At 57.8% G+C, this 25,380-nt stretch carries 21 protein-coding genes; 10 read left to right on the top strand and 11 right to left on the bottom strand.

The features are described 5' to 3' along the window. Positions 1 to 57 precede the first annotated feature (57 nt). Positions 58 to 1,059 carry a LacI family DNA-binding transcriptional regulator gene (locus GUC32_RS13305; RefSeq protein WP_025303060.1) on the bottom strand — a complete coding sequence of 334 codons (1,002 nt, stop codon included), beginning with the start codon at positions 1,057 to 1,059 and terminating at the stop codon, positions 58 to 60. Between the two features lie 70 nt (positions 1,060 to 1,129). After that, entirely contained in the window at positions 1,130 to 1,684 is a 555-nt protein-coding gene (locus GUC32_RS13310) for a D-lyxose/D-mannose family sugar isomerase (RefSeq protein WP_025303061.1), read from the bottom strand. 228 nt (positions 1,685 to 1,912) lie between these two features. Here GUC32_RS13310 and GUC32_RS13315 point away from each other — a divergent pair, with 228 nt between their 5' ends. Genes GUC32_RS13315 through GUC32_RS13335 form a run of 5 tightly spaced genes read left to right on the top strand, consistent with a single transcriptional unit; the run spans position 1,913 to position 8,066 of the window. Next, the gene (locus GUC32_RS13315) at positions 1,913 to 2,947 is read left to right on the top strand and encodes an NAD(P)-dependent alcohol dehydrogenase (RefSeq protein WP_319868842.1); all 1,035 of its coding nucleotides are present in this window, start codon (positions 1,913 to 1,915) and stop codon (positions 2,945 to 2,947) included. Positions 2,948 to 2,951: 4 nt separating this feature from the next. Next, positions 2,952 to 4,469 carry a xylulokinase gene (xylB, locus tag GUC32_RS13320; protein WP_369435270.1) on the top strand — a complete coding sequence of 506 codons (1,518 nt, stop codon included), beginning with the start codon at positions 2,952 to 2,954 and terminating at the stop codon, positions 4,467 to 4,469. Beyond that, on the top strand, positions 4,466 to 5,971 hold the full coding sequence (locus GUC32_RS13325) for a sugar ABC transporter ATP-binding protein (protein ID WP_060433196.1): 1,506 nt from the start codon (positions 4,466 to 4,468) through the stop codon (positions 5,969 to 5,971). Before xylB ends, GUC32_RS13325 begins: the two co-directional genes overlap by 4 nt. Positions 5,972 to 5,987: 16 nt before the next feature. Then, positions 5,988 to 7,025, top strand: a complete 1,038-nt coding sequence (locus GUC32_RS13330) for an ABC transporter permease (RefSeq protein ID WP_015378083.1) — start codon at positions 5,988 to 5,990, stop codon at positions 7,023 to 7,025. 33 nt (positions 7,026 to 7,058) lie between these two features. After that, positions 7,059 to 8,066 (top strand): substrate-binding domain-containing protein, encoded by a 1,008-nt coding sequence (locus GUC32_RS13335; protein ID WP_164106195.1) that lies wholly within the window; start codon positions 7,059 to 7,061, stop codon positions 8,064 to 8,066. A gap of 142 nt (positions 8,067 to 8,208) precedes the next feature. Here the strand turns inward: GUC32_RS13335 and GUC32_RS13340 are convergent, their stop codons facing one another. Then, positions 8,209 to 8,772, bottom strand: a complete 564-nt coding sequence (locus GUC32_RS13340) for a TetR/AcrR family transcriptional regulator (RefSeq protein WP_197812520.1) — start codon at positions 8,770 to 8,772, stop codon at positions 8,209 to 8,211. 127 nt (positions 8,773 to 8,899) lie between these two features. Between GUC32_RS13340 and smfY the strand changes: the two genes are divergently transcribed. Together smfY and GUC32_RS13350 are read left to right on the top strand one after the other, a co-directional pair. After that, complete coding sequence (gene smfY, locus GUC32_RS13345; protein ID WP_025303068.1) at positions 8,900 to 10,372, top strand: multidrug efflux MFS transporter SmfY; 1,473 nt, start codon at positions 8,900 to 8,902, stop codon at positions 10,370 to 10,372. A gap of 200 nt (positions 10,373 to 10,572) precedes the next feature. Then, on the top strand, positions 10,573 to 11,064 hold the full coding sequence (locus tag GUC32_RS13350; protein WP_004932132.1) for a Dps family protein: 492 nt from the start codon (positions 10,573 to 10,575) through the stop codon (positions 11,062 to 11,064). A 45-nt stretch (positions 11,065 to 11,109) separates the two neighbouring features. Here the strand turns inward: GUC32_RS13350 and GUC32_RS13355 are convergent, their stop codons facing one another. Then, complete coding sequence (locus tag GUC32_RS13355; protein ID WP_025159792.1) at positions 11,110 to 11,286, bottom strand: YciY family protein; 177 nt, start codon at positions 11,284 to 11,286, stop codon at positions 11,110 to 11,112. A 242-nt stretch (positions 11,287 to 11,528) separates the two neighbouring features. Here GUC32_RS13355 and cls point away from each other — a divergent pair, with 242 nt between their 5' ends. Together cls and GUC32_RS13365 are read left to right on the top strand one after the other, a co-directional pair. After that, on the top strand, positions 11,529 to 12,989 hold the full coding sequence (cls, locus tag GUC32_RS13360) for a cardiolipin synthase (RefSeq protein WP_025303070.1): 1,461 nt from the start codon (positions 11,529 to 11,531) through the stop codon (positions 12,987 to 12,989). A gap of 56 nt (positions 12,990 to 13,045) precedes the next feature. Next, entirely contained in the window at positions 13,046 to 13,369 is a 324-nt protein-coding gene (locus tag GUC32_RS13365) for an HI1450 family dsDNA-mimic protein (RefSeq protein WP_004932139.1), read from the top strand. A gap of 72 nt (positions 13,370 to 13,441) precedes the next feature. Here the strand turns inward: GUC32_RS13365 and oppF are convergent, their stop codons facing one another. The 7 genes from oppF to GUC32_RS13400 all read right to left on the bottom strand — a co-directional run bounded on the left by oppF (position 13,442) and on the right by GUC32_RS13400 (position 22,158). Continuing rightward, positions 13,442 to 14,443, bottom strand: a complete 1,002-nt coding sequence (gene oppF, locus GUC32_RS13370; RefSeq protein WP_025303071.1) for a murein tripeptide/oligopeptide ABC transporter ATP binding protein OppF — start codon at positions 14,441 to 14,443, stop codon at positions 13,442 to 13,444. Beyond that, a complete protein-coding gene (locus GUC32_RS13375; protein ID WP_025303072.1) occupies positions 14,440 to 15,456 on the bottom strand; it encodes an ABC transporter ATP-binding protein in 1,017 nt (338 codons plus the stop codon). The genes oppF and GUC32_RS13375 overlap by 4 nt, the downstream gene beginning before the upstream one ends. Positions 15,457 to 15,467: 11 nt before the next feature. Next, entirely contained in the window at positions 15,468 to 16,376 is a 909-nt protein-coding gene (gene oppC, locus GUC32_RS13380; RefSeq protein WP_025303073.1) for an oligopeptide ABC transporter permease OppC, read from the bottom strand. 14 nt (positions 16,377 to 16,390) lie between these two features. Further along, complete coding sequence (gene oppB / locus GUC32_RS13385) at positions 16,391 to 17,311, bottom strand: oligopeptide ABC transporter permease OppB (protein ID WP_004932150.1); 921 nt, start codon at positions 17,309 to 17,311, stop codon at positions 16,391 to 16,393. Positions 17,312 to 17,394: 83 nt separating this feature from the next. Further along, positions 17,395 to 19,032, bottom strand: a complete 1,638-nt coding sequence (gene oppA / locus GUC32_RS13390) for an oligopeptide ABC transporter substrate-binding protein OppA (RefSeq protein WP_025303074.1) — start codon at positions 19,030 to 19,032, stop codon at positions 17,395 to 17,397. Between the two features lie 147 nt (positions 19,033 to 19,179). Beyond that, entirely contained in the window at positions 19,180 to 20,817 is a 1,638-nt protein-coding gene (locus GUC32_RS13395; RefSeq protein WP_127145981.1) for an ABC transporter substrate-binding protein, read from the bottom strand. A 696-nt stretch (positions 20,818 to 21,513) separates the two neighbouring features. Next, the gene (locus GUC32_RS13400; protein WP_015378089.1) at positions 21,514 to 22,158 is read right to left on the bottom strand and encodes a YchE family NAAT transporter; all 645 of its coding nucleotides are present in this window, start codon (positions 22,156 to 22,158) and stop codon (positions 21,514 to 21,516) included. 531 nt (positions 22,159 to 22,689) lie between these two features. On the opposite strand from GUC32_RS13400, the gene adhE reads away from it, so the two are divergent. Continuing rightward, on the top strand, positions 22,690 to 25,362 hold the full coding sequence (gene adhE / locus GUC32_RS13405; RefSeq protein ID WP_025303076.1) for a bifunctional acetaldehyde-CoA/alcohol dehydrogenase: 2,673 nt from the start codon (positions 22,690 to 22,692) through the stop codon (positions 25,360 to 25,362). Positions 25,363 to 25,380 lie beyond the last annotated feature (18 nt).

Raw genomic sequence — 25,380 nt, forward strand, 5'->3', positions numbered from 1 at the left:
GGATGTAACGCCTCCTTCTGCTCCTTTTATCCCCCATACAAAAGCAGAGACATGACGTTACGCGACGAGTTTTCCTCGCACCACCACTTTGCCCGGCTTGATCTCGGGGTCGGCAATACGACGGATCGCCAGATTCAAGGCTTGCCAGGCGATCTCTTGCAAATCATGCGACACGCAAGGGAAATGGAAACCGTAGATCTCGGCATGCGAAACCTCATCGATGCTGAACAGCGACACGTCCTGCATCAACGGCAGCCGATGTTCGATACAGGCCTTGATGATACCCAGGGAGATCTGGTTATTGCAGCCGACGAAAAAGTCCGGCGCGCGGTGATTGGCCAGCCAGCGGCTCGTCTCTTGCCAGGCGACGTCCATAAAGAAATCGGCATACAGCACTTCAAACGACGCCACTTTCCCTTGCAACGCCGCCTGCAGCCCTGTGACCCTGTCCCGTGCAACGTTGGAGTTCTCCGGTCCGGACACCACCACCACCCGCTGCGCTTTCTGTTCCAAAAGCCAGCGCCCCGCCTGGAGACCGCAGTCCAGGTTATCGATATACACGCCGCTGCAGTGGCGATTGTCCAGTTCCCGGTCGATCAGCACCACCGGGATATTCAATGTTTCCAACCGTTTTAGATAGGAAGGCTGGTACAGATGATCGTTGGAAATGACCGAGAGAATGATCGCATCGACGTTGTAGCCAATCAGTTTGTCGATGATTCTGTCTTCGCTTTCCTGAGACTCATAGGAGTCGAACACCAGGGTGTCGTACCCCATTTTTTGCGCTTCAAGCGTCATCAGGCGTGTCAGGCCGCCAAAGAACGGGTTGGCCATATCCGGGTTGACGATGCCAATGGTTCTGCTGCTTTTCGCCCGCAGGTTGCGCGCCGCGGCATTGACCACATAACCGAGTTCGGCAGCCGTCTCCCGAATGCGGCGCAGCGTTTCCGGATGAACCTTGTCCGGCTGTGAAAATGCCCGCGACGCGGTGATTTTACTGACGTTTGCCTGTGCGGCCACGCTAGCCAGCGTCGCTTTCCGTCCTCGACCCACTGCCAAATGCAGCTCCTTAGCTTAAAGTATCATTTTGTACCATTAGCAACATCATGACAGAACTTTCATCGTGGCGCTAATGGTTTACGCCTGCTAGGCGGTTAATCCGGGGATCGGTAAAGATATCCAGCTCGTCACGGCTCTCGGAAGAGAACTCGGACACCACTGCGCCCCGCTTTCCAGCCTGAAACCAGTGCCGGGTATTGGGGGCGATGGTGTATTGTTCGCCAGGCCGCAAGAGAATATAGCGATTGCAGGTGTACCAAGGTTCTGCGCCCTCTGGCACCCGACATACCGGTTCGCCGCCGGCATCATTAAGCGTCAGGTTTTCATCATCGACAAACAAAAACACCTCTCCCCAACGGCAACGGAACGTCTCTTGCTTGCCGGGTGTGCCGGCAAAGGGAGGATGTAAATGTTCCGGGCAAGTCTGACCAGGAAACAGCACCAGCTCTTTCGCGCAATACCGAGGTGAGTTGACATAGGTCAGCAGTTGCAGCCCTGAGACGGGATAGTCAGCCAAGCCAAACGTCGCAATTTCAATACGTTGCTGTTCTTCCTCAGTCAAAACAATGTCCGCCTCACGCAAGTATTCCAGCGTAGCGGCTATGGCACGTTGTTGTTTGTTCATCATTTCCCCTGCAAAGTAACGGTATCGATATCAGCATGCTGATATTAAAACCGTCATTGCATCGCCGATTTTGTGATCTTCATCCCTATATTGAATAACAACCCACCAGCAAAATTAACTCCCGTCGAGTAATTCCAACATCGATCACAGTTTAACCCCCCGCTTTAGCCCACTATCGCCGCATTGAAATGATACCGTTACCATAAAAATGATTCACCAGGAGGCAATATGAAAGCATTAGTGTTGGCCAAAGCGGGGGAAATCGCTATCGAGGACGTCCAGCTTGCCGAAACGCTGGGGCCCGATGATGTGCAGATAAAAATTCATTCCGTGGGCATCTGCGGCAGCGATGTGCACTATTACCAACATGGCCGCATTGGCCCGTTCGTGGTTAACGCCCCGATGGTGCTCGGCCATGAAGCCTCCGGCGTGGTGCTCGCGACCGGTAAAAACGTCACTCACCTCAGCATCGGCGATCGCGTTTGCATGGAGCCCGGCATTCCCGATCTCAACTCGGCGCAGACGCGCGCCGGGATTTACAACCTGGACCCGGCCGTTCGCTTCTGGGCGACGCCACCGGTGCACGGCTGCCTGCGCGAAACCGTCATCCACCCCGCCGCCTTCACGTTCAAATTGCCGGACAACGTCAGTTTCGCTGAGGGCGCCATGGTGGAACCCTTAGCCATCGGCATGCAAGCGGCCACCAAAGCCGGGATCAAACCCGGCGATATCGCACTGGTGATCGGCGCCGGGCCGATCGGCGTGGTCACCGCCCTCGCGGCGCTGGCGGGCGGCTGTTCGGACGTCATTATCTGCGACCTGTTTGACGAAAAACTCGCCGTGGCGGCCAGTTATGAGGGGCTGCACGCCGTCAATATCAAAACCGGCGACCTGGCGGGGAAAGTGGCCGCGCTCACCAGCGGCAATGGCGCCGATGTCGTGTTTGAATGCAGCGGCGCCAAACCGGCTATCGCTACGCTGGCCGAGCATGCGGCGCCCGGGGCGACCGCCGTACTGGTCGGCATGCCGATCGATGCCGCGCCGATAGATATCGTCGCCGCGCAGGCCAAGGAAATCACCTTCAAGACCATTTTCCGCTACGCCAACATGTACCCGCGCACGCTGCGGCTGTTGAGCAGCGGCAAATTGCGCGTCCAGCCGTTGATAAGCCAAACCTACAAGTTTTCCGACAGCGTAGCCGCTTTCGAGCGCGCGGCGGCAGGACATGCCTCGGACATCAAAATCATGCTGGAAATGGAGTGATCCTATGGCGCTCTATGCTGGCATAGACTGCGGTACGCAAGGCACGAAAGTCGTGATTGTCGACAGCACACAGGGCGTGATCCTCGGTGAGGGCAACGCCCCTCACCGTCTCATCAGCCAAGCCAATGGCCGGCGCGAACAAGAGGCCGACTGGTGGATTGAGGCGTTAGTCATCGCTTTTCGCCAAGCCGTGACTAACGCCGGCGTTGATGCACGGGAGATTCATGCTCTGGGGGTCTCGGGCCAACAACATGGGTTTGTGCCACTGGACGCAGACGGCAACGTGCTGCACAGCGTCAAGCTGTGGTGCGATACCGAAACCGCAGAGGAAAACGAACGGCTCCTGCAACAGCTCGGCGGAGCCAACGGCTCGCTGGAAACACTCGGCCTGCGGATCGCCACCGGTTATACCGCGTCAAAAATCCTTTGGTTCAAGACACACCATCCGGCGCTCTGGGCAAAACTGCACACCGTGTTGTTGCCTCATGATTATTTGAACTTCTGGCTGACCGGGGAGCGCGTAGCGGAATATGGCGACGCTTCCGGCACCGGGTTGTTCGATGTACGCACCCGTCGCTGGAGCAAAACCGCAGTCGATCTCATCGACGACAGCGGCCGCCTGTGGCAAGCCCTGCCGCCGCTCAAAAGCGCGGAATGCTGCATCGGCACGGTGCGCCCCGCCGCCGCGGAAAAACTCGGCCTCGGCCCGGCAGTTCGGGTATCGACCGGCGGCGGCGACAACATGATGGCGGCCATCGGTTCCGGCAACATCGAGGCCGGCACCCTTACCCTGAGTCTGGGCACCTCCGGCACGCTATTCGGCTGGTCTGCCGCCCCCGTCGCGGCGGAGTCGGACATGATTGCCGGCTTCTGCTCCAGCACCAACGGGTGGCTGCCATTGATTTGCACCATGAATGTCACCTCGGCCACCACTGCGGTACAAACGCTGCTGGACGAAAACCTTGCCGGCTTTAACGCTTTGTTGACGCAGGCCGCGCCCGGTGCAGGCGGTGTCGAGATGCTGCCGTTCTTCAATGGCGAACGTGTTCCGCCGTTGCCCCACGCGCGCGCCAGTCTGCATAACCTCGATAGCGACAATTTTACCCGTGCCAATCTCTGCCTGGCGGTAGTCGAAAGCGCTACGTATGGGTTGCGCTATGGCATCGAGCTGTTTCGCCGTCAGGGCATCGAAGCGCGCGAGATCCGCCTCACCGGCGGCGGCGCCCGCAGCGCCGCCTGGCGACAAATCGTCGCGGACGTGATGGGGTGCCCGGTAGTCTGTCTGAAAGCCAAAGAGACCGCCGCGCTGGGCGGCGCCATTCAGGCGATGTGGGCGACGACGTTGGCCGACGATCCGCAGCGGAACGCCGGCGCGTTGCTGGCCGAACTGTGCCAGCGTTTCGTTGCGCTGGATGAGGCCACGCGCACACGGCCACATGCTGACAGACAGGCGCAATACGAGACGCTTTATCAACGGTACCTGCAACGCTTACAGCAGACCTATCCGGAGGTGCAACTGTGACGCGAGATCCCCAGACGCAAGCGCCCGCCTACCTGCTGGAGGTCAGCGGCGTCAGGAAAGCTTTTGGCCCGGTCGTGGCGCTCAAGAATGCGGAGTTTTGCCTGCGGCGTGGATCCATCCATGCCCTGTGCGGCGGCAACGGCGCGGGTAAATCCACCTTTCTCAGCATTCTGATGGGCTTTATTCAACCCGATGGCGGCGACATTTTTATCAATGGCCAACGCTGTGAATTTCATCATCCCCGGGAAGCCCTCAACGCCGGCATCGCCATCGTGCAGCAGGAACTGAGCGCGATCCCGGATCTGACGGTGGCCGAAAACATTTGGCTGGGCCGCGAGCCGAGGCGCCTGGGGTTCGTCGACTTCGCGACGCTCAATCAACGCACCACCAGCTTGCTCAAGGAACTCGATTTCAAGATCGACGCCCGAGAGAAAATGCGCAACCTGAGCGTCGCCGAGCAGCAGTTGGTCGAGATCGCCAAAGCGCTGTCGCATGCCAATGCCGACATCATCATCATGGATGAACCCACCTCGGCGATTGGCGAGGAGGATGCGCAAAAAATCTTTCAGACGCTTCAGCAGCTGGCGGCGAAAGGTAAAGGCATTATCTACGTCTCCCACCGTTTGTCAGAGATATTCCAAATCGCGGACAGCTACACCATTTTCCGCGACGGCGCCTATATCCATGAAGGCTATATCGCTGACATTACCCGTGAGCAGCTGATCGAACACATTATTGGCGGCGAGTACGACAGCGAGTTCGCCAAATTCAATCAGCCCGGTGAAGAGGTCTTGCTGGAGGTCAACAACCTGTGTTGGCGCAGCAAGATAAAAGATATCAGCCTGCAACTGAAGCACGGTGAGATCCTGGGCATCTACGGCCTGGTGGGCTCGGGCCGCAGCGAGTTTCTCGATCTTATCTTCGGCATTCAGCATGCCGACAGCGGCACGATCCGCTTGGGTGACAAGACGCTGAACCGCCATTCTCCGCGCAAGGCCATCGACAGCGGTATTGCCTACGTGACGGAAGATCGCAAGGAAACCGGCCTGGTGCTGTGCCGTTCCGTCAGTGAAAACATCAATATCGCCTCTTTTGCCGGCATCAGCCGGATGGGGTTTGTCAGCGAGAAACGGGAGCAGGCGCGAACCCGCGACATGATCCAGCGCTTCAACGTTAAAACCCACGATGGCGAACAACCCGTGGGTAACCTGAGCGGCGGCAACCAGCAAAAAGTGGTGCTGGGCCGTTGGGCGCTGCTGGATCCGGAGGTTTTGCTGCTCGACGAGCCGACGCGCGGCATCGACGTCGGCGCCAAGAAAGAGATCTACCGATTTATGTCGGAGTTCGCCTTGCAAAACAAAGGGATCATCATGGTTTCCTCCGAGCTTTCGGAAATTATCGGCATGAGCGATCGCATATTGGTGTTTCGTGACGGGCAGTTGGCCGGCGAGCTTTCGGCAGCCGATGCGACCCAGGCAGCACTGATGAAACTTGCGGTTTAACAGAGAGAGAAAAAAAATGAGCAGCGCCCACTCCTTATCACCAGGAATTTCATTTTTCACCCGCAATAAGCGCCGTATGCACAAATACGGCATTATCATCGCCTTTTTCGCCCTGTGCCTGATCGTGGCGCTGATTGGCGAATATCAGGTCGCTCAAGGGGCCTGGAGCAGCAATTATTTTCTCAGCAATGAAAACACCCTGATCGTCCTGCGCCAGGTCTCGATCAACGGCATTCTGGCGATCGGCATGACCTTCGTCATCATTACGGCCGGCGTCGATCTCTCCGTGGGCTCGGTGCTGGCGTTAAGCGGGATCGTCGCCGCCCGTTTCGCCACCAACAACAGCGGATTAGCTATCGGCGACACCGCGACCGCCGTCATGGCGCCGCTGATTGTGGCGCTGGGCATCGGCATCGTTTGCGGCCTGGTGAACGGCACCGTGTTAGCCCGTTATCGGCTGCAGCCGTTTATCGTCACCATGGGCATGCTCTCCGCGGCGCGCGGGTTAACCATGTTGACCACCAACGGCAATCCAGTATCGCAATTGAACAGCGATTTCCGCTGGTTAGGCAATGGCTATGTCGGCGGCGTTCCGGTGCCCGTCATCATCTTCATCGTGCTGTTCGCCCTCGCCTGGCTGGTGCTGAATAAAACCCTCTTCGGGCGTTACATCTACGCCGTCGGCGGCAACCCGAAAAGCGCGCGCACCTCGGGGATTAACGTCACCCGCATCAAAATACTGGTGTATACGCTGTGCGGCGCACTGGCCGGCATCGCCGGCCTGATCCTCACCGCACGCACCGGTTCGGCGCAGACCAACGCCGGCGCAGGGTATGAGCTGGACGCCATCGCGGCGGTGGTGATCGGTGGCACCAGCATGGCCGGCGGCGTCGGTACGCTGGTCGGCACCTTCTTCGGCGTGCTAATTATCGGGGTGATGAATAACGGCCTCGATCTGCTCGGCGTGCAATCGTATTACCAACAAATTATCAAAGGCGCATTGATCGTTCTTGCCGTATTGCTCGACCCATCGCGTAAGCAACAGCGCGATTAATAACATCAGACCCAACTCTACCAGGAGAAAACCATGAATAAGACCAAGATAGCGTTGTTTGCCTCTGCCATGATGCTCGGTAGCCTGTCGGCAGCTCAGGCCGCCCCGGTAAAAATCGCGGTATTGATGTACGGCAACAAAGCCGAGTTCGTGCAATTGATGGAAAGGTTCGGGAAGGAACACCCGGCGGTGAAAAGCGGCGAAGCCGTGCTGACCTTCTACGATGGGCGTTATGATGCATCGGTGCAAAACGATCAGGCCGCCACCGCTATCCAAACGCGCGCCGATGCCATTATCGTCAACCCGATGGATTTTGAAGCCAATATCGATATCGTCACTAATGCCAACGAAGCCAAAATCCCGGTGGTGGTCACCAACGCGCGCCTGAACACGGACGCGATGACGTCTGAAGTGGTGTCTAATGACGAGTTGGGGGGGTATCTGGAAGCCAAAGCCGTCCTGGACAAACTCGACTGCAAGAACCAGAAGGTGAACGTGGTGATTATCGAAGGCCCGAAAGGCGGCAGCGGCGAGATCCAGCGCGGCAAGGGCAACGATAAAGCGATTGCCGAGTGCGGCGCCGGCCAGGTCACGGTACTTGAGCGCAAAACGGCCAACTGGTCACGCGCGGAAGCGCAGCCGCTGATGGAAAACTGGCTGCAGAAGCACCGGGGTAAAATCAACGGCGTGATCGGCCAGAACGACGAGATGGCATTGGGCGCTATCGAAGCGATCAAAGGCGCCGGCCTGAATGTGAAGGACTTCGCGATTGCCGGCGTTGACGGCGTCTCCGACGCGATTCATGCGGTGCAGGCCGGCGAAATGGTCTCTATTCTGCAAGATGCCAAAGGCCAGATGCAGGGTTCCATCGACGTCGCGCTGCGCGCCGTGAAAGGTGAAAGCTATCAACCACAGTCGGACATCTGGAAGCAGTATGCCAAGGATCTGAAATGGGAGGGCGGCACGCAGAAGCATTACTACATTCCGTGGACCGTCGTTACCGCAGAGAATGCCCAGCAACTGTTGGACGCGCGCAAGTAATGTCCGGAGCCCCCTGCACGCAGGGGGCCTTTGCTCCGAAGCTTGCCGCAGGCAAAAAAAAGCCAGCACGGAGTGGCTGGCTAAAAAGTTCTTCGAGGGAATATCTTGTGCGATAAACATACGCCTTTCACTGCGGGCTTTACTAGCTATCAGTGCGATAGGCACCCTCAGTTAAAATCAACGCCTGCATATCGGTGAACATCGTTTCCCATTCCGTCTGGTCGATATCCATCAAACCAAAGTAACGCAGCATAAAGGCGCCTTCGGTGGCGAGAAACGCCAGCCGCGCGCGCTTGCCTTCTTCCGTCGTCAAATCCAAACCGGCGATGCGGCTGCGATACCATTCACGCGTGCTCACCAGATGCTCCGGCGTTTGAATCAGCGTCGCCATTAGCCCGGCGGCCTTGGCGCTGGCGGTCTGATCCGAGCTTTGCGTCGCCAGCATATGCGCCCGCACGCCGGTCTGTGGCGAAGGATCGTCACCGGCGATAGCGGCGAACAGCGTCTCATAGGCACTGCCCCAGCGATCGAACATGGCATCAATCAGGGCGTCTTTGCTGCCGAAACAGTACTGCACCCCGCCCTTGGAGATCCCCATCGCTTTGGCGACAGCGTCAATGGTCAAGCCGGCGGCGCCCTGGGTGGCGACGATCTCTTCGGCGGTGTCCAAAACCTTGTCGCGATCGATGCTGCGTTGACGTCCCATTAAGAAACCCTTCTTTTCAATACGAACGTATGGATATATATTATTGCCAGTATACCACCCGGCATCGCCGGAGGGTTACCACAATGGCGGCGCCTTCGCGCCGCCCACGTTAACTGGATTATGACTTATGTACGCCAAGAACCGCTGGTTAATCCTGACAATGGTCGCCAGCGCCCTGTTCCTGATTGTTATCGACATGACGGTGCTCTATACCGCTCTGCCACGCTTAACCCAGGCGCTGGACGCCAGCGCCTCGCAAAAACTCTGGATCGTCAACGCCTACCCGCTGGTGGTCGCCGGGCTACTGCCCGGCGCCGGCATGCTGAGCGATCGCATCGGCCATAAGCGGCTGTTTCTCGCCGGGCTGCCGGTGTTTGCCGTCGCTTCGCTGTGCGCCGCTTTCTCGCCCACCGCCGAGTGGCTGATCGCCGCGCGGGTATTCCTCGCCGTTGGCGCGGCAATGATGATGCCCGCCACGCTGTCCATCGTGCGCCACGTCTTTACCGACGAACGCGAACGCGCGCTGGCGATCGGCATCTGGGCCTCGGTGGCCTCCGGCGGCGCGGCCATCGGCCCGGTGGTCGGCGGCCTGCTGCTGGAGTATTTCTGGTGGGGATCGGTGTTCCTGATCAACGTACCGGTGGTGTTGCTGGTCTGGCCGCTGGCGTGGAAACTGATCCCGCGCTGCGGCGGCGATAACCCGCGCCCCGCCGATATCGTCGGCTCGGTGCAGATCATGATCGGTCTGGTCGGCGCTATCTATGCGCTGAAGGAACTGAGCAAGCCGGCGCCTGACCTCAGCGCGTTGCTCGCAGCGGCCCTGATCGGCATCCTGTTCCTGGTGCTGTTTGTGCGTCGTCAGCAGCGCAGCGCTCACCCGATGATCGATTTCTCCCTGTTCCGCAACCGGCTGTTCGCCGGCGGCATCGGCGTGGCGTTGCTGTCGATGGTGGCCCTGATCGGCGTCGAGCTGGTGCTCAGCCAACGCTTGCAGCTGGTGCTCGGCCTCAGCCCGCTGCAGGCTGCGCTGTTCATCTTGCCGATCCCGCTGGCCTCGGCGCTGGCGGGGCCAATGGCCGGTTTACTGTTGCCGCGCTACGGTGAGCGCAGCATCATCCTCGGCGGTTTCGTCCTGACCGCCTTCGGCATCGCCGGCCTCGCCCTGTGGTATCAAAGCAGCATGGCACCGCAGCTGGTGAGCCTGGCGTTGGTGGGCTTTGGCCTCGGCGGCGTGATCACCGCCGCGTCCACCGCCATCATGCTGAACGCGCCGGAGGAGAAATCCGGCATGGCGGCCTCTATCGAAGACGTCTCCTACGAGCTGGGTGGCGTGCTGGGCGTGACGCTGCTCGGTGGGTTGATGACGGCGGTCTACAGTCACAGCCTGGCGCTGCCGGCGGCGCTGCCGGTCAGCGATTTGGCCTACGACAGTATCGACGAAGCCCTGCGGCTGGCCGCCGGAATGGCGGCCGATCGCGCGCAGCAGCTGACGCAGCTGGCGCGTTTGGCCTTCGATCGCGCCTTTATTACAGTGCTGATCGCCGCCGCGCTGTTAATGGCGCTGGGCGCCGGCGTGGTAAAACTGGCGCTGCGCAAGTAACCGATAAAAGCGGCTTTTTTCGCCGGCGGATCCTGCGTAAACTGATTCGGCAATTTGCTCGACGGATTTATCTTCATCGGTTTAAGCGATGGTAATGATGCCTGTTATCGTGTTTAACCCTGCGATAAATCCGGTTACTGTAACAGCTATGGAAATTGATTCTGTCTACCCTTGGAACGAATAATCAGGAGAAGATTATTATGGCAACGGCGAAGAAAGCAGCGAAAACCCATATCGGCCTCGACAGTAAACAATCGGCAAAACTCGCCGAAGCGCTGAATGCGCTGTTGGCGAATTATCAGGTGCTGTATATGAACGTGCGCGGCTATCACTGGAATATTACCGGCCCGCAGTTCTTTGAGCTGCACGCGAAATTCGAAGAAACTTACAACGATCTGCTGACCAAGGTGGATGAGCTGGCGGAACGTATCCTGACGCTGGGCTCGCAGCCGCGTCACGCTTTCAGCGACTATCTGAAAACCGCCGACATCAAGGAACACACCAACGTGACCGATGATAAGGGCACGCTGCGCGGCCTGTTGGAAGGGTATTCAATCTTGCTGCAGCAGCAGCGTGAACTGCTGACGGTAGCGGCAGACGCCGGCGACGAAGGCACCGCGTCATTGATGAGCGATTATATCAAAGAGCAGGAAAAACAGGTCTGGATGCTCAACGCCTACCTCGGCAAATAACCCTGACGCCATAACAAAACAGTCCCTCTCGGGACTGTTTTCGTTTTACCACTCGCAGGATACCGCAAACAGCAACGCACGCCGATGCTGATCGTCCAGGCGGCGCCGCACCCGGATAATATGGCGATTGCTGCACGACTGGCGTTCCAGCCAGCGATGCCGGCGACGTTGGCTCTGTCGCAACATGCGCCAACGGCCCACTTCATTTCTACTGCGTCTCATAATTCCGTCACTCGTTCGTCTAATGCCAACCGCGGGCATTATAGCCCTTTCCGCCCGTGATCCAAGCCGCCGTTATCGGCAACATACCGGACGTCGCACCGGCAAAAGCCCCCCTTTCAATTTCGGCAAGTGCCTTAACTTCATCATATTTATGTAACATAAGCGCCGATAAAAGGTTTCGCCTTGCCCGATCTGTGCGTACACTCATCATTGGTGGTTTGCGAACGGGATTTTTCGCCTTTATGACAACATTTTATACCGTAATCAGTTGGCTCATGGTGTTCGGCTACTGGCTGCTGATCGCCGGCGTGACGATGCGCATTTTGATGAAACGCCGTGCGGTTCCCTCTGCCATGGCCTGGCTGCTGGTTATCTATATTCTGCCGCTGTTCGGCATCGTGGCCTATTTATCGTTCGGCGAGCTGCATCTGGGCAAGCGCCGGGCCGAGCGCGCCAAGGCCATGTGGCCGTCGACCGCGCGCTGGCTGAAGGAACTGAAAGAGAGCCGTCGCATCTTCGCCACCGAATACAGTAAAGTCGCCGAACCGCTGTTCCAGCTGTGCAACCGCCGCCAGGGCATCGACGGCGTCAAGGGCAACCAGCTGCAGCTGCTCACCACCACCGACGACACGCTGAAAGCGCTGATCCGCGACATCGAGCTGGCGCGCCACAACATCGAAATGGTGTTCTATATCTGGCAGCCCGGCGGCCTGGTCGATCAGGTGGCCGAATCGCTGATGGCCGCCGCCCGGCGCGGCGTACACTGCCGCCTGATGCTGGACTCCGCCGGCAGCCTGCAATTTTTCCGCAGCCCCTACCCGGCGATGATGCGCAACGCCGGCATCGAAGTGGTCGAAGCGTTGAAGGTCAACCTCTTGCGCGTGTTCCTGCGCCGCATGGATCTGCGTCAGCACCGCAAAGTGGTGCTGATCGACAACTATATCGCCTATACCGGCAGCATGAACATGGTCGATCCGCGCTACTTCAAACAGGATGCGGGCGTCGGCCAATGGATCGATCTGATGGCGCGCATGGAAGGCCCGGTGGCCACCACCATGGGCATCGTCTATGCCTGCGACTGGGAAATTGAAACCGGCAAGCGCATTCTGCCGCCGCCGCCGGACGTCAACATCATGCCGTTCGAGCAGGAAAGCGGCCACACCATTCAGGTGATCGCCTCCGGCCCCGGCTTCCCCGAGGAAATGATCCACCAGGCGCTGCTAACCGCGGTTTATTCCGCGCGCGAGCAGCTGATCATGACCACGCCGTACTTCGTGCCGAGCGACGATCTGCTGCACGCCATCTGCACCGCCGCTCTGCGCGGCGTCGAGGTCAGCATCATCGTGCCGCGCGACAACGATTCGATGATGGTGCGCTGGGCCAGCCGCGCGTTCTTCTCCGAGCTGCTGGAAGCCGGAGTGAAGATTTATCAGTTCGAAGGCGGTCTGCTGCACACCAAGAGTGTGCTGGTTGACGGCCAGCTTAGCCTGGTCGGCACCGTCAATCTGGATATGCGCAGCCTGTGGCTGAATTTCGAAATCACCCTGGTGATCGACGACGACGGCTTCGGCAGCGATCTGGCCTGCGTGCAGGAAGATTACATCGCCCGTTCCCAGTTGCTGAACGCCAAAGAGTGGCTGAAGCGGCCGTTCTGGCATCGCCTGGTTGAGCGCCTGTTCTACTTTTTCAGCCCGCTGCTGTAAAAGCCGCAGCGAGCGTGCTTTAATAGCGCCAAATCATTTGTTATCAGGATTTTTTTATGGATTTGAATAACCGCCTTACCGAAGACGAAACGCTGGAACAGGCCTACGACATCTTTCTCGAATTGGCCGGCGACAATCTGGATCCGGCGGATATTCTGCTGTTCAATCTGCAGTTTGAAGAGCGCGGCGGCGCAGAACTGTACGATCCCTCCGAAGACTGGAGCGAGCACGTGGACTACGATCTGAACCCAGACTTCTTCGCCGAAGTGGTGATCGGTCTGGCGGACAGCGACGGCGAGCCAATCAACGACGTGTTCGCCCGCGTGCTGATCTGCCGCGAGAAAGACCACAAGCTGTGCCATATTCTGTGGAAAGAGTGATTCGCCGCCAGCGCATCGGATAAAAAAGCCCCGCTTATTCAGCGGGGCTTTTTGTTGCCGGCTAGCGGCGCATTACAGCGGATCGACCTTCAGGCAGGATACCGCGTGGCGGAAGCTGCCCTCCAGCAGCGGACGCGTCTTGGCGCACTCCGGCCCGGCGATCGGGCAGCGGGTGCGGAACACGCAGCCGGTCGGCGGGTTGATCGGCGAAGGCAGCTCCCCTTCCAACAGCTGGATCTGTTTTTCCTTCTCCTTGTCCGGATCCGGGATCGGCACCGCCGACATCAGCGCTTTGGTGTAAGGGTGCTGTGGGTTGTGATACACCTCGTCATAGGTGCCCAGCTCCACCGCATGGCCCAGGTACATCACCAGCACGCGATCGGAAATGTGCTTCACCACCGCCAAATCGTGGGCGATAAAGATCAATGACAGCCCCATCTCGCGCTGCAGCTGCTGCAACAGGTTCACCACCTGCGCCTGAATCGACACGTCCAACGCGGAGACCGGCTCGTCGCAGATCACCAGCTTCGGTTCGAGGATCAGCGCGCGCGCGATGCCGATACGCTGGCACTGACCGCCGGAGAACTCGTGCGGGTAGCGGTTGATCAGGTTAGGCAACAGGCCGACCTTCAGCATCATCGCCTTGACCTTGTCCTTCACTTCCTGACGCGGCATTTTCGGGTAGTAGGTGCGCAGCGGCTCGGCGATGATCTCGCCGATGGTCATGCGCGGGTTGAGCGAAGCCAGCGGATCCTGGAAGATCATCTGGATATCGCTGCGGGTTTTACGCCAGTCGGCGTCGCTCATGCCCAGCAGATCTTTGCCCAGCCAGGCGACGCGCCCGCTGGTGGCCTTCACCAGGCCGATGATGGCGCGCGCGAAGGTGGATTTGCCGCAGCCGGATTCGCCAACCACGCCCAGGGTTTCCCCCTCGAACAGCCGCAGCGTGACGCCATCGACCGCCTTCAGGGTTTTCGGCGGCTGCCAGAACCACTGTTTGTCGTCATGAATGTCGAAGTGCACTTTCAGATCGGCGACTTCGAGCAGCACTTTCTTGTCGGTTACCGCTGTCATACCAACGCCTCCACCGGTTTAAAGCAGGCGCGCAGGCGCCCTTCCCCAAATTGCTCCAACGGCGGAGCGCTCGCGCACTGTTCCATGGCGTACGGGCAGCGCGGCTGGAACGGGCAGCCTTTCGGCAACCGCAGTAGGTTCGGCGGGTTGCCAGGAATGGTCAACAACGCTTCGCCTTCGGCGTCGAGACGCGGCACCGCATTCAACAGACCAATGGAGTACGGATGGCTCGGCTGGTAGAACACCTCGCGCGCGCTGCCGTATTCCATGGTGCGGCCGGCGTACATCACCAGCACCTTGTTGCAGATGCCGGCCACCACGCCCAGGTCGTGGGTGATCATGATGATGGCGGTGTTGAACTCGCGCTTCAGCTCGTTGAGCAGCGTCATGATCTGCGCCTGGACGGTCACGTCCAGCGCGGTGGTCGGCTCGTCGGCGATCAGCAGCTTCGGCCGGCACAGCAACGCCATGGCGATCATCACGCGCTGGCGCATACCGCCGGAAAACTCGTGCGGGTACATGCGCATGCGCTTGCGCGCCTCCGGCATTTTCACCGCGTCGAGCATGCGGACCGACTCTTCGAAGGCTTCGCTTTTGCTCAGTTTCTTATGCAGCATCAGCACTTCCATCAGCTGTTCGCCAACGCGCATATAAGGGTTGAGCGAGGTCATCGGGTCCTGGAAGATCATCGAGATCTCCTCGGCCCGCAGCTTGTTAAGCTGATTTTCCGGCAGGTTGAGGATCTCGCGGCCGTTGAATTTGGCCGAGCCGCCGATGCGGCCATTGCTCGCCAGCAGCCCCATCAGGGCGAACGCGGTCTGCGATTTGCCTGAGCCAGATTCACCGACGATGCCCAGCGTTTCGCCGGCGCGCAGATCGAAGGTCAGATCGTTTACCGCCGTCACGTCGCCGTCCGGCGTGGAAAACGTGACGCGCAGGTCTTTCACGTCCAGCAGCGGCGACGTTTTGACGCCGGCGCCGGTTTGTAGTTGAGGATGTTCAATGGTGCTCATGGTTGCACTCCTTAACGATCTTTCGGGTCGAGGGCGTCACGCAGGCCATCGCCGATAAAGTTGAAACAGAACAGAGTGACTACCAGGAAACCCGCCGGGAACAGCAGCAACCACGGTGAAACTTCCATTGAGTTAGCGCCGTCGCTGAGCAATGCGCCCCAGCTGCTCAGCGGCTCCTGCGTGCCCAACCCCAGGAAGCTGAGGAAGGACTCGAACAGGATCATGCTCGGCACCAGCAGCGACGCGTACACCACTACCACGCCGAGCACGTTAGGCACGATATGCCGCAGCACGATGTTGCGCGTGGAGACACCGCACACCAGCGCCGCTTCGATGAACTCCTTACGCTTGAGACCGAGCGTTTGGCCGCGCACGATACGCGCCATATCCAGCCACGACACCATACCGATCGCCACGAAGATCAACAGGATATTCTGGCCGAAGAAGGTCACCAGCAGGATCACGAAGAACATGAACGGGAAGGAGTTGAGGATCTCCAGCAGACGCATCATCACCGAGTCGATCTTGCCGCCCAGATAACCGGACATCGCGCCGTACAGGGTGCCGACGATCACCGCCACCAGCGCCGCCGCCACGCCGACCATCAGCGAGATACGCCCGCCAATCGCCACGCGCACCAGCAGGTCGCGCCCGGAGGAATCGGTGCCGAAATAGTGCCCCGATTCCAGGCTTGGCGCGGCGGACATCATCGCCCAATCGGTATCGTCGTAGGCAAATTGCGACAGCATCGGCGCCAGCACCACAAACAGCGTGATCAACACCAGGATGAACAGGCTGCTGACCGCCGCACGGTTATGCATAAAGCGCCGGCGCGCGTCTTGCCACAGGCTGCGTCCTTCCACTTCCAGCTTCTCGCTGAAGTGTTCCAGAGCTTCGCTGTTCTTTTTAGTCAACATCATTCGCGTGCTCCAGATTAATAACGGATTTTCGGATCGATGACCGCATACAGCACATCGACGATCGCGTTGAACAGAATGGTCAGAGCGCCCACCAGAATGGTCAGGCTCAACACCAGGGAGTAGTCGCGGTTCAGCGCGCCGTTAACGAACAGCTGGCCGATCCCCGGCAGGCCGTAGATGGTTTCGATCACCATCGAACCGGTGATGATCCCGACGAACGCTGGGCCCATATAGGACAGCACCGGCAACAGCGCCGGCTTCAGCGCGTGGCGGAAAATGATACGGCGCATCGGCAAGCCTTTAGCGCGCGCGGTGCGAATGAAGTTGGAGTGCAGCACTTCAATCATCGAGCCGCGCGTGATACGGGCGATGCTGGCGATATAGGCCAGAGACAGCGCCACCATCGGCAAGATGATGAACTTAGGCGCGCCGCCGTTCCAGCCGCCGCCCGGCAGCCATTTCAACGTGATGGCGAAGATCAGCACCAACAGCGGCGCCACCACGAAACTGGGTATCACCACCCCGGTCATGGCGAACCCCATCACCGTGTAGTCCCATTTGGTGTTCTGATTCAACGCGGCGATCACGCCGGCGCTCACGCCCAGCACCACCGCCAGCAGAAACGCGGCCAGGCCGAGTTTGGCGGAAACCGGGAAAGAGCTGGCGACCAGATCGTTGACCGAATAGTCCTTGTATTTAAAGGACGGGCCGAAGTCTCCCTGCGCAAGCTGCGCCAGATAATGACCGTACTGTTTCCAGATCGGGTCGTTCAAATGGTATTTGGCTTCGATATTCGCCATAACTTCCGGCGGCAATGCGCGTTCCCCGGTAAATGGACTGCCGGGCGCCAGGCGCATCATGAAGAATGAGATGGTGATAAGGATAAATAGTGTCGGGATCGCTTCCAATAAGCGACGAAGTATAAATTTAAGCATTGCCCTAACCCTGTGCGACAGCCTGATGACGGCTTATTATTCTCAACATGGGCCGGCGGCATGCGCCGCCGGCTCTTACCGTATCAATGCTTGATGATGTACAGGTTTTTGTCGTACACGTTATCAAGCGGGTCTTTGCCGGTGTAGCCACCGACGTAAGGTTTCACCAAACGGGCGTTCACATAGTAATACAGCGGAACGATGGCGGAATCTTTATCCAGCTGAACTTCCGCTTTCTGATACAGATCGGCGCGCTCGTCTTTGCTCTTCGCGGTCAACACGTTGGCCATCAGCTTGTCGAACTCGGCGCTCTTATAGTGCGGGGTGTTACTGCTGCTGTCGGACAGCATCATGTTCAGGAACGAGCTCGGCTCGTTATAGTCGGCGCACCAGCCGGCGCGCGCCACGTCATAGGTCCCCTGATGACGGGTATCCAGGAAGGTTTTCCACTCCTGGTTCACCAGCTTCACGTCCACGCCCAGGTTTTTCTTCCAGATGGAGGCGGCGGCGATCGCCAGCTTCTTGTGCAGATCGGAGGTGTTGTACAGCAGGGAGAAGGTCAGCGGTTTGCCCGGGCCGTAGCCGGCTTCCGCCAGCAGTTTCTTCGCCACTTCGTTGCGTTTTTCCTGCGTCCAGCCGAACCACTCCGGCGGAGTCAGCTTGGCGCCGTCGGTGTATGGCGGCGTAAAGCTATAGGCCGGCAGATCGCCCTGGTTTTTCACCTTGTTGACGATGATGTCGCGGTCCATGCCCAGCTTCAGCGCTTCACGCACGCGCGCATCGGTGAACGGCGCCTTCTGGTTGTTGATTTCGTAGTAGTAGGTGCACAGGTAAGGATCGACATGCACCTCTTTCGGGATCTCTTTCTTCAGCTTCTGGAACAGTTCGATCGGCATGTTGTTGTAGGTCATGTCGATTTCGCCGGTGCGGTAGCGGTTAACGTCGGTCACTTCCGATGAAATAGGCAGGAACGTCACTTTATTGATGATGGTTTTGGCGTTATCCCAATATTCCGGGTTGCGTTCCAGTACGATGCGTTCGTTGACAATCCAGTCTTTCAGTTTGTAAGCGCCGTTGCTGACGTAGTTGGCTGGCAGCGTCCACTTCTCGCCAAACTTCTCCACCGCGTCTTTGTAAACCGGCTTCATGGCGTAGTGTGGGGTCATTTCAACCAGATAAGGCACCGGCTCGCTCAGGGTCACCTGGAAGGTGTGGTCGTCGATGGCCTTCACGCCCAGCGTCGACTTGTCTTTTTTACCGGCGATGATGTCATCGACGTTTTCCACATGGGCGTACTGCAGGTAGCTGGCGTAAGGCGATGCAGTTTTCGGATCCACTACGCGCTGCCAGCTGTAGACGAAATCTTGCGCCGTCACCGGCTTGCCGTTGGACCATTTGGCGTCTTTACGCAGGTGGAAGGTCCAGACTTTGAAATCTTTGTTATCCCAGCTTTCCGCGACGCCCGGCACGATGGAACCGTCCGGGCTGTTGTTCGCCAAGCCTTCCATCAGATCGCGGGTGACGTTGTTTTCCGGCACGCCCTCGATTTTATGCGGGTCAAGCGACTGCACTTCGGAACCGTTATTTTTGACAATTTCTTGCTTGTCGGCCAGTTGCACGCCGGCAGGAACGTCGGCGGCAAAGGCGGAGGTGGTTGCTGTGATGCCCAGCGCGGCGATGACGCCGGCGGCAATGAGCGTTTTCTTCGTGATGTTGGTCATACTTATCGACTCCAGTTTTTATTATCACAGGCTCTTCGTGGAACCTGCGTTGCCCGTAAGCGGACTCTGTTTTCCCGCCGCCGCGGAACGAATGCGGCGGCCGGCCTTCCCTATATTCCTCCGCGAGTTAGCGCAAGGAATACCCCTTTACTGCTTGATAATGTACAGATTTTTAACGTCGGTATAGTCCAGCGGGTCTTTGCCGGTGAACCCGCCTACCGTCGGCTTGATCAACCGTGCGCTGACGCGGTAATAAACCGGGACCAACGCGGAGTCTTTGTCCAGCTGAGCTTCCGCCTGCTGATAGAGCGCGGCGCGCGCGGCCTCATCCGGCGCCTTCAGCGTGGCGGCCATGATGGCGTCGAACGCCGGGCTCTTATAGAACACGGTATTGATACTGCTGTTGGACAGCACCAGGTTCAGGAACGCACTGGGTTCGTTGTAATCGCCGCACCAGGTGGCGCGCGCCACATCGTATTGCCCCTGATGGCGGCTCTCCAGTGAAGTCTTCCACTCCTGATTGCGTAGCGTGACCTCGGCACCGAGGTTCTTCTTCCACATCGATGCGGCGGCGATCGCCTGCTGTTTGTTTTGATCGGAGGTGTTGTAGAGCAACGAGAACTTCAGCGGTTTGGCATCGCTGTAGCCCGCCTCCGCCAGCAGCTTCCTGGCTTCGGCGTTGCGCTGTTCCTGGCTCCAGCCGGCCCATGCGGGCTGCGTAAAGTTCGCGCCCTCCGTAAAGGTCGGCGTGAAACTGTAGGCCGGGATCTGTCCCTGGCCCATGATCTTGTTGGCGATGATGTCGCGATCCAGCGTCATCTTCACCGCCGTACGCACGCGTGGATCGGTAAACGGCGCCCGCTGGTTATTGAGCTCGTAATAGAAGGTGCACAGATAAGGGTTGACGTGCAGCTGTTCGGGCATTTCGCGCTTCATCTTGACGTACAGGTACGGCGGGATCGCGCTGTTGGTGATGTCGATCTCGCCGCTGCGGAAGCGGTTGACGTCGCTGACTTCCGAAGTAATCGGCAGGAAGGTCGCCTGATTGATCACCGTCTGCTTGTTGTTCCAGTAGCTCGGGCTGCGCTCCAGCACGATGCGCTCGTTCACCACCCACTCTTTCAGGCGGTAAGCGCCGTTGCCGACGTAGTTGGCGGGTAGCGTCCATTTATCGCCGAATTTCTCCACCACCGCCCGTTTGACCGGTTTGAGCGACGTGTGGCTCAGCATGCTGATGAAATACGGCACCGGTTCGCTCAGCGTCACCTGCAGCGTCTGGTCGTCCAGCGCCTTGACGCCGAGGGTCTGCGGAGGCTTCTTGCCGGTCAGGATGTCGTCGATATTGTCGACTTTGGTGTATTGCAGATAGCTGGCGTAAGGCGAGGCGATTTTCGGATCGGCCAGGCGCTGCCAGCTGTAGACGAAGTCCTGCGCGGTCACCGGAGTGCCGTCGCTCCACACCGCGCCGGGGCGCAGGTGGAAGGTCCATTGCTGATAATTCTGGTTTTCCCAGCTCGCCGCCGCCGCCGGCACCACATGCCCGTTGGCGTCGGTGCTCACCAGCCCTTCAAGTAGGTTAAGAATGATATTGCTTTCCGGTACGCCCTCGACCTTATGCGGATCCAATGAAGCCACTTCGCTGCCGTTGTTGATCACAATATTCTGTTGCTGCGCCAACTGAACGCCGGCCGGCACTTCCGCCGCCAAACTGTTATTTATGGCGCCGACGCTCAACGCGCCGCTAATCAACAAGGTCAAAGAAGTACGCTTCAGGGTTTGCTGCATAATCGAGGCTCCTTTTCACCGACAAGCATCGCTTATCGAAGTTTGTGAAGTGTTTATAAGAATTCTAAATAAACGGATACCAGCAAAAATCATTCCCGTTTTTATGGCGCATTTCAGTTAATTGACCACGGGAAAGTTGCTCGGAAATTAGCAGAAGCCAAATTCCATAGCCAATAAATTTTACGAAAATGTTAAGCAATTCTCTTTTATCGCACGAAGCCCGATCCGCTTCCCGAGAGCGGGGCACCGAAAAAACAAAATCATCACTTTGATTTTAAAGACAAAAAAACCAAAATCATTTCGTTTGAAACCGTCAGCGTCATCTCACCGCCGCACAAAGAAACATTCAGTTAACAATCCAGCCATTCAAAGAACAAACACCTGCCTATGGTCGGTTAATCACTAATAACACCTGGATGAAAGTGAGACAAGCCCCACAGAATGATGTGATTAATTTAACAACAGCTTTACCGTTGAACGGGGACAAAACGCGCGGAAATGGAGGAAGAAAAGTGTCTGAAATAACGCTTAGCGTTTTTTTTGCACAGCAAGATGAGATTTATGCAACATAAGGGTGCAACCGAATAAATTTTATTCATCCTCTGCACTATAATAATGCGAACCAATAAATAATTTAAATTTTAAAATTAATTTTAGCCGCGCCAACGCGAAAGGTGCGCGGCTAAACAAAGGGTATTACAACAGGCCGGGGAATATCGCCTTAATGCCGGTAACGATAAACTCGATCCCGAGCGCCATCAGCAACAGGCCCATGATTCGGGTGATCACGTTGATGCCGGTCTGCCCAAGCAAACGCACCAACAGCGGCGCGGCGCGGAACAACAGCCAGCAGCAAAAGGCGAACAAGGCGATCGCCACCGTAAAACCGAGCAGGCTTTGCCAGTTGTGATAACGTGAACTCCAGACGATGGTAGAACTGATCGCCCCTGGCCCCGCCATCAGCGGCAGCGCTAACGGCACCACGCCGATACTTTCGCGGATCGCGCTCTCCGACTTCTCTTGTTTGTTCTGTTTGTCTTCCCCCAGCTTGCCGCTGATCATCGACATGGCGATGGTCACCACCAGAATACCGCCGGCGATGCGGAACGAATCGATAGAGATGCCGAACATCCGCAGGATCCCTTCGCCCAGGAACAGCGAGGTCCACAGAATGATGGCGACCGACAGGTTGGCGGTCAGGTTGGTTTTGTTGCGCCCCGCTTCCGCCTGATAACTGGTCATACTGATAAACACCGGCAAGATGCCCACCGGGTTGACCAGCGCAAACAGACCGACAAAGAACTTGATAAAGCCGGAAAGATCCAACAGAGATTGGCCCACAGATGGCTCCGCATTAAGTACTATAAAAAGGTGTGCTGCCTATGCGCGCTAATGTAATGGAATTGCCGCGGGTAATCCATCCGGCCAGAGCAGCATTTTTGACTACCAGCAGGTTATGCAACAAAACAAATGCCCTTTGTTAAAGCGATGTATGGCCTTTTGATTTTTTATGTTGAAAAAAGAGTCACCGCTCACAGTTATCGAGAATAATTCCCAACACCAGCAAGCTGAAAGGTGTCAGCTTGCACTTTTCATGATTTAGATCACAAATCAACTACCCAACTGTGGGTAAGCTCTTAGTCGTAGTCAGGGAGTAGAACAAAGTAGGCCGCGGCATCGCCGGTTCTGTTCTCCTCACTGCCTGCCCCTCCGGTTGGCGTAGGGTGAAGCTCTTTAAGCAAATCAGCAGCATGCGAAGAAATAACGCGGGAAGACCCCGGTATTCTCATCACCGCTTATCCCCGTTACGACTATACTAGTGGCTCGCACGGCTTATTTACTGAAAGAGTTTAACATTATCAGGAGAGCATTATGGCTGTAACGAATGTCGCTGAACTGAACGAGCTTGTCGCACGTGTCAAAAAAGCCCAGCGCGAATATGCCAACTTCACTCAAGAGCAAGTGGATAAAATCTTCCGCGCTGCCGCCCTCGCCGCTGCTGATGCCCGTATCCCATTGGCCAAAATGGCCGTGGAAGAATCCGGAATGGGTATCGTCGAAGACAAAGTGATCAAAAACCACTTCGCTTCCGAGTACATCTACAACGCCTATAAAGATGAAAAAACCTGTGGCATCCTGTCTGAAGATGACACTTTCGGTACCATCACCATCGCCGAACCTATCGGCCTGATTTGCGGTATCGTGCCTACCACCAACCCAACTTCTACCGCGATCTTCAAAGCGCTGATCAGCCTGAAAACCCGCAATGGCATCATCTTCTCGCCGCACCCGCGTGCGAAGAATGCCACCAACAAAGCCGCCGATATCGTGCTGCAAGCCGCTATCGCCGCCGGTGCGCCGAAAGACATTATCGGTTGGATCGACCAACCTACCGTCGAGCTGTCCAACCAGCTGATGCACCACCCTGACATCAACCTGATCCTCGCCACCGGTGGTCCGGGCATGGTGAAAGCCGCCTACAGTTCCGGCAAACCGGCAATCGGCGTCGGCGCCGGCAATACGCCGGTCGTGGTAGACGAAACCGCAGATATCAAACGCGTGGTCGCCTCTATCCTGATGTCCAAAACCTTCGACAGCGGCGTTATCTGCGCTTCCGAACAGTCGGTCATCGTCGTTGACGCTATCTATGATGCGGTACGCGAGCGCTTCGCTTCCCACGGCGGCTATCTGCTGCAGGGTAAAGAACTGAAAGCGGTGCAGGACATCATCCTGAAAAACGGCGGCCTGAACGCGGCCATCGTCGGGCAATCCGCACCGAAAATCGCCGAAATGGCAGGCATCAAAGTGCCGGCCAACACCAAAGTGCTGATCGGTGAAGTGAAGCTGGTCGACGAGTCTGAACCTTTCGCACATGAAAAACTGTCGCCTACCCTGGCGATGTACCGTGCCAAAGACTTCGAAGACGCCGTCGCCAAAGCCGAAAAACTGGTCGCCATGGGCGGTATCGGCCACACGTCCTGCCTGTACACCGACCAGGATAACCAAACGGCCCGCATCGCCTACTTCGGCGATAAAATGAAAACGGCTCGCATTCTGATCAACACCCCGGCTTCTCAGGGCGGTATCGGCGACCTGTACAACTTCAAACTTGCGCCTTCGCTGACGCTGGGTTGCGGTTCCTGGGGTGGTAACTCCATCTCTGAAAACGTCGGACCTAAACACCTGATCAACAAGAAAACTGTAGCGAAGCGAGCAGAAAACATGTTGTGGCATAAACTTCCGAAATCGATCTACTTCCGCCGTGGCTCACTGCCTATCGCGCTGGAAGAAGTGGCGACCGACGGGGCGAAACGCGCCTTCATCGTGACCGACCGTTTCCTGTTCAACAACGGCTATGCCGACCAGATCACCAAGGTTCTGAAGTCTCACGGTATCGAAACTGAAGTGTTCTTTGAAGTGGAAGCCGATCCGACGCTGAGCATCGTGCGCAAAGGCGCCGAGCAGATGAACTCCTTCAAACCGGACGTCATCATCGCGCTGGGCGGCGGTTCGCCGATGGACGCCGCGAAAATCATGTGGGTGCTGTACGAACATCCTGAAACCCACTTCGAGGATCTGGCGCTGCGCTTCATGGACATCCGCAAGCGTATCTACAAGTTCCCGAAAATGGGCGTGAAAGCGAAGATGATCGCCATCACCACCACCTCAGGCACCGGTTCGGAAGTCACGCCATTCGCCGTCGTGACCGACGACACCACCGGACAGAAATACCCGCTGGCCGACTATGCGCTGACCCCGGACATGGCGATTGTCGACGCCAACCTGGTGATGAACATGCCAAAATCCCTGTGCGCCTTCGGCGGTCTGGATGCGGTAACCCACGCGCTGGAAGCCTACGTGTCGGTGCTGGCGAACGAATACTCCGACGGCCAGGCGCTGCAGGCGCTGAAACTGTTGAAAGAGTATCTGCCGGCCAGCTATAAAGAAGGCGCGAAAAACCCGGTTGCCCGTGAACGCGTGCACAACGCCGCCACCATCGCCGGTATCGCTTTCGCCAACGCCTTCCTCGGGGTTTGTCACTCCATGGCGCACAAGCTGGGTTCGGAGTTCCACATTCCGCACGGCCTGGCCAACGCGATGCTGATTTCCAACGTCATTCGCTACAACGCGAACGACAACCCGACCAAGCAAACGGCCTTCAGCCAGTACGACCGCCCTCAGGCGCGCCGCCGCTACGCTGAAATCGCCGACCACCTCGGCCTGAGCGCACCGGGCGACCGCACCGCGCAGAAGATTGAGAAACTGCTGGCCTGGCTGGACGAGCTGAAAACCGAGTTGGGCATCCCAACCTCCATCCGTGAGGCGGGTGTGCAGGAGGCGGACTTCCTGGCGAAAGTCGACAAGCTGTCGGAAGACGCATTCGACGACCAATGCACCGGCGCCAACCCGCGCTACCCGCTGATTGCCGAACTGAAGCAAATCATGCTGGATACCTTCTACGGCCGCGAATTCAGCGAAGCGGTCGACGAGGAAGCGGCGGCTCCGGCTGCAGCCAAAACCGCGGTAAAGAAGCCCAAGAAATAACGGTTCCGTGAACCGATA

Origin of the sequence: Serratia sp. NGAS9, assembly GCF_009905295.1 — a bacterium.
In the GTDB taxonomy this organism is placed as follows: domain Bacteria; phylum Pseudomonadota; class Gammaproteobacteria; order Enterobacterales; family Enterobacteriaceae; genus Serratia; species Serratia bockelmannii.

Bases quoted from the DNA above. Each gene is read 5' to 3' on its own strand.
- oppC (WP_025303073.1), bottom strand. From the start codon at position 16,376: ATGATGTTGACTAAAAAGAACAGCGAAGCTCTGGAACACTTCAGCGAG.
- oppA (WP_025303074.1), bottom strand. From the start codon at position 19,032: ATGACCAACATCACGAAGAAAACGCTCATTGCCGCCGGCGTCATCGCC.
- GUC32_RS13350 (WP_004932132.1), top strand. From the start codon at position 10,573: ATGGCAACGGCGAAGAAAGCAGCGAAAACCCATATCGGCCTCGACAGT.
- GUC32_RS13310 (WP_025303061.1), bottom strand. From the start codon at position 1,684: ATGAACAAACAACAACGTGCCATAGCCGCTACGCTGGAATACTTGCGT.
- oppF (WP_025303071.1), bottom strand. From the start codon at position 14,443: ATGACAGCGGTAACCGACAAGAAAGTGCTGCTCGAAGTCGCCGATCTG.
- smfY (WP_025303068.1), top strand. From the start codon at position 8,900: ATGTACGCCAAGAACCGCTGGTTAATCCTGACAATGGTCGCCAGCGCC.
- oppB (WP_004932150.1), bottom strand. From the start codon at position 17,311: ATGCTTAAATTTATACTTCGTCGCTTATTGGAAGCGATCCCGACACTA.
- GUC32_RS13375 (WP_025303072.1), bottom strand. From the start codon at position 15,456: ATGAGCACCATTGAACATCCTCAACTACAAACCGGCGCCGGCGTCAAA.
- adhE (WP_025303076.1), top strand. From the start codon at position 22,690: ATGGCTGTAACGAATGTCGCTGAACTGAACGAGCTTGTCGCACGTGTC.
- GUC32_RS13315 (WP_319868842.1), top strand. From the start codon at position 1,913: ATGAAAGCATTAGTGTTGGCCAAAGCGGGGGAAATCGCTATCGAGGAC.
- cls (WP_025303070.1), top strand. From the start codon at position 11,529: ATGACAACATTTTATACCGTAATCAGTTGGCTCATGGTGTTCGGCTAC.
- GUC32_RS13340 (WP_197812520.1), bottom strand. From the start codon at position 8,772: ATGGGACGTCAACGCAGCATCGATCGCGACAAGGTTTTGGACACCGCC.
- GUC32_RS13330 (WP_015378083.1), top strand. From the start codon at position 5,988: ATGAGCAGCGCCCACTCCTTATCACCAGGAATTTCATTTTTCACCCGC.
- xylB (WP_369435270.1), top strand. From the start codon at position 2,952: ATGGCGCTCTATGCTGGCATAGACTGCGGTACGCAAGGCACGAAAGTC.
- GUC32_RS13355 (WP_025159792.1), bottom strand. From the start codon at position 11,286: ATGAGACGCAGTAGAAATGAAGTGGGCCGTTGGCGCATGTTGCGACAG.
- GUC32_RS13335 (WP_164106195.1), top strand. From the start codon at position 7,059: ATGAATAAGACCAAGATAGCGTTGTTTGCCTCTGCCATGATGCTCGGT.
- GUC32_RS13395 (WP_127145981.1), bottom strand. From the start codon at position 20,817: ATGCAGCAAACCCTGAAGCGTACTTCTTTGACCTTGTTGATTAGCGGC.
- GUC32_RS13365 (WP_004932139.1), top strand. From the start codon at position 13,046: ATGGATTTGAATAACCGCCTTACCGAAGACGAAACGCTGGAACAGGCC.